Origin of the sequence: Streptococcus gallolyticus subsp. gallolyticus DSM 16831, assembly GCF_002000985.1 — a bacterium.
Lineage (GTDB): Bacteria > Bacillota > Bacilli > Lactobacillales > Streptococcaceae > Streptococcus > Streptococcus gallolyticus.
In genome coordinates this window covers 874,759-886,476 of sequence record NZ_CP018822.1, presented here as the reverse complement: position 1 = coordinate 886,476, position 11,718 = coordinate 874,759, and the positions used below count along the sequence as shown (strand labels likewise).

General features: G+C 39.1%; 13 protein-coding genes. All 13 read right to left on the bottom strand.

What is annotated here, in order from left to right:
• Positions 1-55: 55 nt before the first annotated feature.
• A complete protein-coding gene (locus BTR42_RS04645; protein ID WP_077496609.1) occupies positions 56-580 on the bottom strand; it encodes a GNAT family N-acetyltransferase in 525 nt (174 codons plus the stop codon).
• 35 nt (positions 581-615) lie between these two features.
• Complete coding sequence (gene pheS / locus BTR42_RS04640) at positions 616-1,659, bottom strand: phenylalanine--tRNA ligase subunit alpha (protein WP_013642932.1); 1,044 nt, start codon at positions 1,657-1,659, stop codon at positions 616-618.
• A gap of 335 nt (positions 1,660-1,994) precedes the next feature.
• Complete coding sequence (locus BTR42_RS04635; RefSeq protein WP_074656786.1) at positions 1,995-2,405, bottom strand: MerR family transcriptional regulator; 411 nt, start codon at positions 2,403-2,405, stop codon at positions 1,995-1,997.
• 209 nt (positions 2,406-2,614) lie between these two features.
• Positions 2,615-3,364, bottom strand: a complete 750-nt coding sequence (locus tag BTR42_RS04630; RefSeq protein WP_077496607.1) for an SDR family oxidoreductase — start codon at positions 3,362-3,364, stop codon at positions 2,615-2,617.
• A 72-nt stretch (positions 3,365-3,436) separates the two neighbouring features.
• Entirely contained in the window at positions 3,437-4,459 is a 1,023-nt protein-coding gene (locus BTR42_RS04625) for an NAD-dependent epimerase/dehydratase family protein (RefSeq protein ID WP_077496605.1), read from the bottom strand.
• Positions 4,460-4,594: 135 nt separating this feature from the next.
• Positions 4,595-5,461: a DNA/RNA non-specific endonuclease gene (locus tag BTR42_RS04620; RefSeq protein ID WP_009853913.1), complete on the bottom strand. Its 867-nt coding sequence runs from the start codon at positions 5,459-5,461 to the stop codon at positions 4,595-4,597.
• Positions 5,462-5,575: 114 nt separating this feature from the next.
• Positions 5,576-5,764 carry a DNA-directed RNA polymerase subunit beta gene (locus BTR42_RS04615; protein ID WP_009853912.1) on the bottom strand — a complete coding sequence of 63 codons (189 nt, stop codon included), beginning with the start codon at positions 5,762-5,764 and terminating at the stop codon, positions 5,576-5,578.
• A 2-nt stretch (positions 5,765-5,766) separates the two neighbouring features.
• A complete protein-coding gene (murA, locus tag BTR42_RS04610; RefSeq protein ID WP_061458497.1) occupies positions 5,767-7,041 on the bottom strand; it encodes a UDP-N-acetylglucosamine 1-carboxyvinyltransferase in 1,275 nt (424 codons plus the stop codon).
• A 62-nt stretch (positions 7,042-7,103) separates the two neighbouring features.
• Positions 7,104-7,340 (bottom strand): DUF1146 family protein, encoded by a 237-nt coding sequence (locus tag BTR42_RS04605; RefSeq protein WP_012961763.1) that lies wholly within the window; start codon positions 7,338-7,340, stop codon positions 7,104-7,106.
• Positions 7,341-7,404: 64 nt separating this feature from the next.
• Positions 7,405-7,821: a F0F1 ATP synthase subunit epsilon gene (locus BTR42_RS04600; protein ID WP_077496603.1), complete on the bottom strand. Its 417-nt coding sequence runs from the start codon at positions 7,819-7,821 to the stop codon at positions 7,405-7,407.
• Between the two features lie 12 nt (positions 7,822-7,833).
• A complete protein-coding gene (atpD, locus tag BTR42_RS04595; RefSeq protein WP_077496601.1) occupies positions 7,834-9,240 on the bottom strand; it encodes a F0F1 ATP synthase subunit beta in 1,407 nt (468 codons plus the stop codon).
• 66 nt (positions 9,241-9,306) lie between these two features.
• Positions 9,307-10,185 (bottom strand): F0F1 ATP synthase subunit gamma, encoded by an 879-nt coding sequence (locus BTR42_RS04590; RefSeq protein WP_003064089.1) that lies wholly within the window; start codon positions 10,183-10,185, stop codon positions 9,307-9,309.
• Between the two features lie 14 nt (positions 10,186-10,199).
• Positions 10,200-11,705, bottom strand: coding sequence for a F0F1 ATP synthase subunit alpha (atpA, locus tag BTR42_RS04585; protein WP_009853907.1), 1,506 nt, complete (start codon positions 11,703-11,705; stop codon positions 10,200-10,202).
• Between the last annotated feature and the right edge of the window lie 13 nt (positions 11,706-11,718).

Sequence of the window (11,718 nt, the reverse complement as noted above, 5' to 3'; positions counted from 1 at the left end):
GCTTTTCGCAGTCAAAATACGTTTGACAGGCAAGCTTCTTTATCCCTTTCTACTGTTATTCTTTCAAGGCTTTTCTCAAAAGCCAATCTGTATCTACTTTATCGCCAACTTTAAAAGAGTGTTCTGAAAATTTTTCAAAACCATATTTTCGATAGAACCCTTGTGCCTTAACATTATGTTCCCAGACACCTAACCAAGCCCAATCAAAGCCACCTTCTTTTGCCATATCAAGCGCTAACTCAAATAATTTCTTACCTAAGCCTAATCCTTGACACTCGTTAAGAATGTAAATGCGTTGAATTTCAAAGGCATTTTCTAGTTCGTGTTCGGTCTGTGCAGCACCCCAATTGACTTTCATAAAGCCAACCTCACGCCCATCAACCAAGACAAAACGAACATCAGATTCTGGGTCAGTCACCTCTTTTTCGAGTTGTTCTAAAGTGTAACTATCATCGAAAAACTGTTGAAGTTCTTCTTCGGTATTATCAAAAGCAAAGGTTTCACGAAAAGTCTGAATACTAAGGTCTTGCAAGATACTTAATTTATCCAATGTCACTTTCTCAACTTTTATTTCTGACATATCTTTTCCTCCAATCGTTTTTCTGTTATCTCGTTTTATTTAAATTGTTCTGAGAAACGGACATCGCCTTGGTAGAAACCACGGATATCATTGATACCATAGCGAAGCATTGCGATACGTTCTTGACCAAGACCAAAAGCAAAGCCAGAATATTTTTCAGAATCAACACCAGACATTTCCAAAACGCGAGGGTGTACCATACCAGCACCAAGGATTTCAATCCAACCAGTTTTCTTACATACGTTACATCCTTTACCACCACATTTGAAGCATGAGACGTCAACTTCTACTGATGGTTCAGTAAATGGGAAGTATGATGGACGAAGACGAATTTTACGGTCTTCACCAAACATTTTCTTGATAATCATTTCAAGCGTTCCTTTTAGGTCACCCATAGAAATGTTTTCCCCAACAACAAGACCTTCGATTTGGTGGAATTGGTGGCTGTGAGTCGCATCATCTGTGTCACGACGGAAAACACGCCCTGGTGAAATCATTTTCAAAGGACCTTTAGAAAAGTCGTGTTTATCAAGTGTACGTGCTTGCACAGGACTTGTGTGCGTACGAAGCAAGATTTCTTCAGTAATGTAGAACGTATCTTGCATATCACGCGCTGGGTGGTCTTTTGGCAAATTCATACGTTCAAAGTTATAATAGTCAGATTCCACTTCATAACCATCAACAACTTGGAATCCCATACCAAGGAAAATATCTTCGATTTCTTCACTTGTTTGTGTCAAGACATGACGGTTACCAAGGTTAACTTGACGTCCTGGAAGTGTCACATCCAAACTTTCTGATTCTAGTTGTGCTTGGATTTTAGCAGCTTCAACAATTTTAGCTTGTTCTTCGAAAGCTTTTGTCAAAACATCACGGACTTCATTGACTTGTTTTCCGACAACTGGACGCATTTCTTTAGAAAGATCTTTCAAACCTTTCAATAGTTCTGTCAATGATCCTTTTTTACCAAGAACTTGCACACGTAATTCTTGAAGTTCTTTTGCATTGTTTCCACGCATTTCAGCCAATTTAGCTTGCGTAGATGATTTTAATTCCTCTAACTGCGCTTGTAAATCCATTAAAATTCCTTCCTTGGGTAAGACCCTAATGTTTTTAAACGAAAAAAGCGTGCCACACTCCAATAGCGGAGCGTTGACACGCGGTACCATCCGTTTTTTATCTGACTAGCAGACCTTAATTTATCGTCTTTAACATGAGTGAATTCGCCAAACTTTCATCTAGGAAGCTTCCAGTCACGGCTTCCAGTCCCTGTTAAACTGCCATAAGGTTACTAGTCTCATAAGACACTATTCAATTTATAACCCATTCTAGCAAATTTTTAGCCATTTGACAAGACAATCACTTGATTTATGCTGAGCTTGGCATTAATCACAATTACCGATAACAGTCTTGGTTATTGTTGACCTCGGCGCATCTTGTAATAAGCTTCCAGTCTTTCTTGTTCATTATAACCTTGCTTTTGCAATTCAGCTAATTTTCCATGAATTTCAATTTTTTCATTCAAATAGTGCTGTGTTTCTTGAAGCTCTAAAATTTGTAAATCTAATTCTTTCTTCGTTTTTTCTAATAGCTTCGTTGATAACACATGGTCATTAAAACTAGCCATAACCGTACGAATATCATCAAGAGACATTCCAACTCTACGATAATGATTAATTGCCTTTAGGGTATCAATACTAGCCTCATCAAAATCGCGAATACCATTTTTATTACGTGGAATACTAACCAAGCCTTCCTTTTCATAAAAACGAATGGTATAAGCTGACATGCCAAGTTCTTCTGAAATTTCTTTTATGCTTTTCATGCATCACCTCACCCTTAAACTGTTTACCAAGAATAACAATCAGATCCTACACCAACTGTGGGAAAATACCATCTTTGTTTGTCCGTGTTTCAAAACTCATTGTTCCTAAATACAATCGACTGATACGTAATCCAGTATTTACTAAATTAGTATATTCCATGACAATCTCCTTTTCTACGCGAGATTAGTTGCCAACCTTAGACGATAACTTACAAAACTTGTGCAGTTGGTCTGATGACAATTTCATTAATTGACGTATTAGCAGGTGTGTCTATCGCAAATTGAATACAACGTGCAACTTCTTCTGCTGGGATAGCAAGTGCTGAGTAGAAACCAGCAAGATTTTCTTTGACGGCTTGGTCACTAGCATGTTGAGGTAATTCTGTGTCCACAGCCCCAGGTGAAATAACAGTAACTCTAACATTTGATTTAGCAGCAGCTTCTTCTTGGCGAAGCGCCTCACTTGCCGCCCAAACCCCAAATTTAGTCGCTGCGTAAACACCAGTTGTTGCTCCTGATTGATGTGCCGAAAGCGAGGCAACATTGATAAAATGCCCTGATTTTTGTTGACGCATAATCGGTAAAGCAGCGTCAATGCCATAAAGTGTTCCTTTGAGGTTGACGTCAATCATTTGATTCCACTCTTCTACCAAACCTTTTGAGAATTCCGACAATGGCATCAATCCTGCATTATTAATCCAAACGTCAATACGTCCATAAGAATCTAAAGCGAATTTCGCTATTTCTTGATTTTTGTCCAATTGGGAAACATCTGCCAAAATGTATTTTGCTTCGCCACCTTCGGCTTCAATACTTGTCACCAATTCTTGAAGTTTATTTTCACGACGCGCTACAAGAATTAACTTGTGTCCACTCTTAGCCAAAACTTTAGCCGCAGCTGCACCAATTCCAGATGAAGCTCCAGTAATCACAATAACTTTTTCGGTTGTTTTTTCCATTTTTATTAGCTCCTTTCTGCTTTACACTGTCAGTATAACAAACTAGAGTAACTCTAAGTCAAGCTTAAATTGTCATTTTTTATCTGCGCTCATTTTCTTTAAACCTGCAACGATACTTTCTTCTGGAGTCACATACTGATAACGGTAGAATTCTGGATACTTCGTTTTATAAATTCTCTCACCTGTCATGCGTTTGACTTGGTCTTTGTAATAACTTGTCTGACGGAAAGGTTGCCAACTTGCCAAAATATCTTCAAGTGAAATCAAGCGAGGTAAACCACCAAACAGCTCTTTAATTTCTTCGTCAGTCAATGTTTGCTTCGTTACCTTCAATAATTCTGCAAAAGATAGTGTATAGCCAAGTCCTAATACCCTTTTACCATTTGCTGCTGGATTCGTCATTAAAGCAATTTCTAAGTCCGCCACATCTCGAACATCCACACAATCCATTTGCCCATTGTTAATCGTTTCTCTGTTAGCCAAATTGGCGTATACCATATCATGTTGCCATGGCGTAAAACTTGGTCCAACAACATTCATCGGGTCAACAATGCTAACAGGAACATTGCAAATTTCTGCTAAATCAAGAATTCTTTTTTCTTCAGCAACCTTTGCCATCATGAATTTATCATAAGGATAATCGGGTAAATTTAAATCCGTCCAATCATCTTCGGTTAAGATTAATTTTGCATCATCAACAATGCCAAAGCCAACCGAACCACCTGAACCAAGGTGAACAATTTTTTCGACAGATTGAATATGATTTACGATTTTGAAAAGATGATTAATCGCTAAGATCTTCGTAGTCGCAAAGTCTTCCAAACTTTGCTCTTTTCCTGTGAAAGGCGCCGTGTTATTAAAAATCCATTTAACATCAGCTAAAAATTCGTTCAATTTTTCTTGGTCACTAGTTTTCAAAATATCAGCACGAATCCCACGTATATGCGGGAGACGTTGCTGTAAATCATCCATTTTCTCTTGATTATAATACGTCCCAACAATATTAGTAAAACCTTGGTCGCTTAGTTTTTTAGCCACCCAAGCTCCCATGTACCCCGTTATCCCAAGAATAGCAATTTTATCCTCTTTTTTCATAAATTTATTCCTTTCTTTGAAGCTACTTTCATTATAAAACCTTAGACCAACTCTAAGTCAAGGATTTTACCTCAAAAAAATTAAAAAAGCTGGCACAAAAATGCTCAGCTTCATTTGTTTATGACATAATAATGCTCAATTCACACTAACTTGACCTGAATAATAATCAAATGTCAGTCCGCTTTGCACATTTGGAACAAAGACGTTAAATTCTAAACTACCGTCAGATGATTTGGCTTCCAAATGCGTTCCGCTTGCTAAGAGATTATCACCGTCGTAAATCAAGGTAACACGGTAACGAACTCGTTTATTCTGGTCAAGAGCTTTGCGGACAAGGGATTCATAGTAATTTTGACCAGTTGAACTTTCCGAATTTGCCTCGTTTGCCCAGGCAGTCTGTGTTGCCACATTGTCAGGGTTGCTCGTTGACGCATCAAAGCCTTTCAGACCACCGACCAAAGCATAACCAAGCAAATGACCACGATCTACCGCATGGCTATAAGTCCCTGAAAGGTCTTGAACTTGATGCCAACCAGCTGGCGTCCAAGACGTTGAGCCATTTCCAGTCTCCTCACGACTTTTGTATTGACGAGTTGACTTACTTAGCAAAGCATTAGCAACCGTTGGAACAGTCTGACCTTGCACCGTTTTCGTTTTGTTGTTGGCGTAAGGTTGACTTGAAACTTTTGCATTTAGGGATGTTTGATTATCATTGATAATATAGGCTCCCGCACCATTCCATTCTATATTTGCTCCCAACTGCTCTTTGACACTATCTGTTAATACCGTCTCTGCTAAAGCTTGTGTTGGCGTTGCTGAATCAGAACTCGATTGATTTGACGTTATTTCAGAAGAGGAGTCACCAGTAATTAACGAAACGACTTGATTGAGCGGATCGTTCGAATCTGATATCGTCACCCAACCAGTACCAATACCAACTAACAAAATCACCAAAGACAGCAGGGATTTTGTCTGTTTAGACAATTTTGATTTCTTTGCCATAATTTCCTTTCATCAAAAAAGCGGAAAAACCGTTACTTTATTTCAAATCATAAAGCCGATTATCCCACTTCTAAATAATAATTGTTCCTAAGACAATCACTAAAATAAACCTTATTAATTTCCAGTAAATTTTCCAATAATCGATTGCCATTTATCCAAAGATAAAATTGCAAATGGATTTTTGCCTTCACCAATGATGCCATAGCCAATCATCAAACCAATTGCCAAAAATAAACAACACAAAAGAGCAATTACCAAAATTAAAACGAGTTGTTTGGTTACATATTTCCAGCCACTTGTCATTTTTAAGCCTCACTTACGCGTTTAATATTTGCACCGAGTTTAGCCAATTTTTCATGGAATTTATAATACCCACGGTCAAGGTGAACCAATTTTCCGACAGTCGTTGTTCCTTTAGCAACCATTCCTGTCAAAATCAGAGCTGCACTCGCACGAAGGTCCGTTGACATCACAGGTGCTCCTTGGAGTTCTTTACCACCGTGAATCATAGCCGTATCTCGCAAAATTTCCGATTGCAAGCCCATACGGCGCATTTCTTCCAAATGTTGGAAACGATTCTCAAAAACAGTTTCAATCATCGTTGATTCGCCATCTACGACTGCCATCAAGGCTGTAAACTGTGCTTGCATATCCGTTGGAAAACCAGGGTGTGGAAGTGTTTTAACCGTTACAGGTCGCAATGTTGACGTATCAGCAATCACACGAATACCATCTTCCTCATCAACAACAGTAACCCCCATTTCAATCAATTTTGAAATCAGTGGACGGTTATGTTCCCAGATAGCATCTTTGATAAGAACATTTCCTGATGTCATGGCTGCTGCCACCATAAAAGTACCAGCCTCAATACGGTCTTGAACCACATCATGTTCTGCCCCATGAAGGCTATCAACACCAGTGATAGTCAAAGTTTCTGTACCAGCACCTCTAACATTAGCTCCCATTTTATTGAGTAGCATTGCCAAATCAACGATTTCTGGCTCACGTGCCACATTTTCAATAATCGTAACACCATCTGCTAAAGTCGCCGCCATCATCAAGTTTTGCGTTGCCCCAACAGATGGGAAATCCATGTAAATAGTTGTCCCTTTGAGCTTACCATCAACAGTTGCCGTAATATCACCACCAGATTGCGTAATCTTAGCTCCCATTGCCTCCAAACCTTTAAGATGAAGGTCAATTGGGCGGCTACCAATCGTGCAACCACCAGGCATTGAAACCTTAGCGTGTCCATTACGTGCTAAAATTGGTCCTAAAACAACGATTGAAGCACGCATCTTACTAACATACTCGTAAGGAGCAATATCCAAAATATCACCAGAAGCATCCACTTCGATTTTATTGTTAGCTTCATCAAAATCAACTTGAATATTCAACCCACGGACAACATTATTCATCGTAAAAACATCTGAAAGGATTGGAACATTGGTTAAAATTGTCTTTCCTTCCTCAGGTAAAATTGTTGCAGCCAAGAGTGGAAGAACAGCATTTTTAGCTCCTTCAATCACTACTTCTCCTTGCAAACGTGTATTACCACCTTCAATAATAATTTTATCCAAAATGAACTCCATTCTTATATTATAATACCTAAAATTATATCATAGTTTACAAATTATTGCTTTTATTGAAAACTCAAGAAAAGAGTTTGACTCATTGTAATGATTTCTAGGAAAAAATGACTGACGAGATAACCAATAGCAATGCTTAAAAACAAGATAAATACTTTTAGTCGTCCAACGTTTTCCGCTGAATTTTTAATGATTTTAGACCAATCAAACAACTGACGAAGCAATTGATGTGTCATCGCAATGAACATCAAATGACACAAAATGGTCACAGTACTATTTAAAATTTCCATAACCTTATTATAGCAAAATTTGCTTCTCACAACAAAAAAAGCCAGCAAAGCTGACTTTTTAGGATTATTTATTACCAACACTGATACGGTTCAAAGCACGACGAAGCGCAACTTGTGCACGGCGTACTTCGTCAATATCGTGAGTACTTTGAGCTTGTTCCAATTTGCGTTCTGCGCGAATCTTAGCACGTTCTGCACGGCTAACATCAATATCGCGTTCACGTTCTGCAGAGTCTGCAACAATTGTCACAAGATTGTCTTTCACTTCAATAATACCACCGTTGATAGCCACCCAATCCACGTGATTATCATCATCAATACGACGAATTTTCATTTCGTGGACAGTAAGCGGAGCAATGAGGTTAATGTGTTCTGGCAAAATCCCCATTTCACCATCTGGTGTTTTTACTGAAATAAAATTAGCATGGTGATCATAGCGGATACCATCTGGTGTTACTACCTGAACAGTCATATATATCATGGTATCACCTCATTAGTAATTCATTTTCTTAGCTTTTTCAACTACATCCTCGATTGGACCTACGTTACGGAAAGCATCTTCTGGAAGATCATCGTATTTACCTTCCAAAATTTCTTTGAAGCCACGAACAGTTTCAGCAACTGGTACATATGAACCAGGCATACCTGTAAATTGTTCAGCAACGTTGAAGTTTTGTGACAAGAAGAATTGGATACGACGTGCACGTCCAACCAATGTTTTTTCTTCGTCAGACAATTCATCCATACCAAGGATTGCAATGATATCTTGCAATTCACGGTAACGTTGAAGGACACGTTGTACTTCTGTTGCCACTTCATAGTGTTCTTGACCAACAATTTCTGGTGCAAGGGCACGTGAGCTTGAAGCAAGAGGGTCAACGGCTGGGTAGATACCCATTTGAGTCAACTTACGTTCAAGGTTAGTTGTTGAATCCAAGTGAGCGAATGCTGTTGCTGGCGCTGGGTCAGTGTAGTCATCGGCTGGCACATAGATGGCTTGGATTGATGTAACAGAACCTTTTTTAGTTGATGTGATACGTTCTTGCAATTGACCCATTTCAGTTGCCAATGTAGGTTGGTAACCAACGGCTGATGGCATACGACCAAGAAGGGCTGATACTTCAGAACCTGCTTGAGTGAAACGGAAGATGTTATCGATGAAGAGAAGCACGTCTTGTCCTTCAACATCACGGAAATATTCAGCGATAGTCAAACCAGTAAGGGCAACACGCATACGTGCTCCAGGTGGTTCATTCATTTGACCAAAGACCATGGCTGTTTTTTCGATAACGCCAGATTCTTTCATTTCCCAGTAAAGGTCATTACCTTCACGTGTACGTTCCCCAACACCAGTAAATACTGAAATACCACCGTGTTCTTGGGCAATGTTGTGAATCAATTCTTGGATAAGAACGGTTTTACCAACACCGGCACCACCGAAAAGTCCAACTTTACCACCTTTTAGGTAAGGGGCAAGAAGGTCAATAACTTTGATACCTGTTTCAAGGATTTCTGATGATGTTGATAATTCATCAAAAGCTGGTGCTTTTTTGTGGATTGGTTCACGTGGTGCGTCTTCAGCAAATGGTTCATCAAGGTCAATAGTATCCCCAAGAACATTGAACACACGACCCAAAGTTTCTTTACCAACTGGCACACTAATCGCACGACCAGTATCAAAAACTTCTAATCCACGTGTAAGCCCATCAGTTGATTCCATAGCGATAGTACGTACAAGACCGTCACCAAGTTCAAGAGCAACTTCGAGAACGATTTTTTGAAATTTATCGCCATCTTTATAAACAATCAATGCATTATTAATCTCAGGTAATTTTTCCCCAGCTGCAAACGCAACGTCAACAACTGGACCAACAACCTGAGCAATTTTGCCTGAGCTCATGTTTTTCTCCTTTTAGATTTTTTAGGAATTCAATCCCGTTTTCGTGAGCGAATTAAATACTCACTTTTATTCTAGTGCGTTAGCACCTGCTACAATTTCAATAATTTCATTTGTGATGGTTGCTTGACGAGCACGGTTATATTGTGTCGTTAAGTCAGCGATAATGTTTTTAGCATTATCAGTCGCTGTCTGCATAGCTGTCATACCAGCTGCATGTTCAGCGGTTTTCGCATCAACAATGGCACCATAAATGAGACTTTCAGTATATTGTGGTAAGAGTTGTTCCAAAATCAATTCACGACTTGGTTCTAACTCAAAACCAGTTGTCCCTTCTTCTGCCGCTTCATCAGCATCTAATTCTGCAATTGGAAGCATTTGTTGGACACGAACTTGACTTGTCAAGCTGTTCACATGGTGATTGTAACATACATATAATTCATCAAACAATTCGTTTTTATACATTTCAACAGATTTTGAAATGATATTGCCGACTTGTTCAAATGATGGCTGATCTTCCAAACCACGCAATTCAAATACAACATTCATACCACGTGCTTTAAAGAAATCTGCTCCGATACCACCGATGGCAATAATAGCATAATTATCATCTTCAGCATGATATTCTTGAATAAGATCCATCATAGCTTTCAAGATTTTAGAATTATACCCACCAACAAGTCCTTTATCAGATGTAATCACAATGTAACCTGTCTTTTTAACTGGACGTGCGGCTAACATTGGATTTTTTGAACCATTAATAAGTTCTGATTTCAATAAATCCGTAGTAATTTGGCGAATTTTTGAAGCATAGATTTGGAAATCTTGTGCTGCTTGCTCAGATTTAGTCAATTTTGCAGCTGATACCATTTGCATGGCACCAGTGATATGACTTGTTTTCTGAGTTGAAATAATTTTCCCTTTGATTTCACTAAGAGAGCCTGCCATATGCTACCTCCCTCTTATTTGAATTCTGACTGATCTTTAAAGGCTTTAATAGCTGCATCTAAGACAGATTCTTCTGGTAAATCTTTGGTTGTACGGATAGTTTCAAAGATTGATTCGTAATGTGCATCAAAGTAATCATACAAAGCTTCTTCAAATGCTAAAATGTCATTAACTGGCACATCATCCAAGAAACCATGAGTAAGTGCATAAAGAATCACAACTTGTTTTTCAACAGGAAGTGGTTTGTGAACAGGTTGTTTAAGCACTTCAACTGTACGACGTCCACGATTAAGTTTAGCTTGTGTTGCTGCATCCAAATCAGAACCGAATTGTGTAAAGGCTTCAAGTTCACGGTAAGAAGCCAAGTCAAGACGAAGGGTACCAGCAACTTTCTTCATTGCTTTGATTTGTGCTGAACCACCAACACGTGATACTGAAGAACCAGCATCAATCGCAGGACGAATACCTGAGTTGAAAAGATTTTCTTGCAAGAAGATTTGTCCGTCAGTGATAGAAATCACGTTTGTTGCGATGTAAGCTGAAATATCACCAGCTTGTGTTTCAATAAATGGAAGGGCTGTGATAGAACCACCGCCAAGTGCATCAGAAACTTTAGCTGAACGTTCAAGTAAGCGGCTGTGAAGATAGAAAACATCACCTGGGTAAGCTTCACGTCCTGGTGGACGACGAAGAAGAAGTGAGAGTTCACGATAAGCTACCGCTTGTTTTGATAAATCATCATAAACAATCAAAACGTGTTTTCCGTTATACATAAATTCTTCTGCCATTGCTACACCAGCATAAGGAGCGATGTAAAGTAATGGAGAAGGTTGTGAAGCTGAGGCTGTCACAACGATTGTATAATCAAGAGCACCGTACTTACGAAGTGTTTCAACTTGTGTACGAACAGTTGATTCTTTTTGACCAATAGCAACATAGATACAAATCATATCTTGTCCTTTTTGGTTCAAAATTGCATCAATCGCAACAGATGTTTTACCTGTTTGACGGTCACCGATGATTAACTCACGTTGACCACGTCCAATTGGAACCAAAGCATCAATCGCTTTAAGACCAGTTTGGAGTGGTTCAGAAACTGATTTACGTTGCATAACGCCTGGTGCAGGTGTTTCAACTGGACGAGTTGCAGTTGTCTTGATATCTCCAAGACCATCCACTGGTTGACCAAGTGGGTTTACGACACGACCAATAAGAGCTTCACCTACTGGCACTTCCATGATTTTACCAGTACGTTTAACTTCATCACCTTCACGAATTGTAGAAAAATCTCCAAGAATAATGATACCAACGTCATTAGACTCAAGGTTTTGAGCCATACCGAAGGCACCATTTGAAAATTCGAGAAGTTCTCCACTCATGGCATTATCAAGTCCACGAGCACGGGCAATACCATCACCGATATAAGTGACTACACCAGTTTCTGTGACGTCAAAATTTGGCTGGAAGTTTTCAATTTGCTTTTTAATTAAAGCGCTAATTTCTTGTGCATTAATTGCCAAAAGTCACACCACT

Bases quoted from the DNA above. Each gene is read 5' to 3' on its own strand.
- BTR42_RS04645 (WP_077496609.1), bottom strand. From the start codon at position 580: ATGTCAGAAATAAAAGTTGAGAAAGTGACATTGGATAAATTAAGTATC.
- pheS (WP_013642932.1), bottom strand. From the start codon at position 1,659: ATGGATTTACAAGCGCAGTTAGAGGAATTAAAATCATCTACGCAAGCT.
- BTR42_RS04635 (WP_074656786.1), bottom strand. From the start codon at position 2,405: ATGAAAAGCATAAAAGAAATTTCAGAAGAACTTGGCATGTCAGCTTAT.
- BTR42_RS04630 (WP_077496607.1), bottom strand. From the start codon at position 3,364: ATGGAAAAAACAACCGAAAAAGTTATTGTGATTACTGGAGCTTCATCT.
- BTR42_RS04625 (WP_077496605.1), bottom strand. From the start codon at position 4,459: ATGAAAAAAGAGGATAAAATTGCTATTCTTGGGATAACGGGGTACATG.
- BTR42_RS04620 (WP_009853913.1), bottom strand. From the start codon at position 5,461: ATGGCAAAGAAATCAAAATTGTCTAAACAGACAAAATCCCTGCTGTCT.
- BTR42_RS04615 (WP_009853912.1), bottom strand. From the start codon at position 5,764: ATGACAAGTGGCTGGAAATATGTAACCAAACAACTCGTTTTAATTTTG.
- BTR42_RS04605 (WP_012961763.1), bottom strand. From the start codon at position 7,340: ATGGAAATTTTAAATAGTACTGTGACCATTTTGTGTCATTTGATGTTC.
- BTR42_RS04600 (WP_077496603.1), bottom strand. From the start codon at position 7,821: ATGATATATATGACTGTTCAGGTAGTAACACCAGATGGTATCCGCTAT.
- atpD (WP_077496601.1), bottom strand. From the start codon at position 9,240: ATGAGCTCAGGCAAAATTGCTCAGGTTGTTGGTCCAGTTGTTGACGTT.
- BTR42_RS04590 (WP_003064089.1), bottom strand. From the start codon at position 10,185: ATGGCAGGCTCTCTTAGTGAAATCAAAGGGAAAATTATTTCAACTCAG.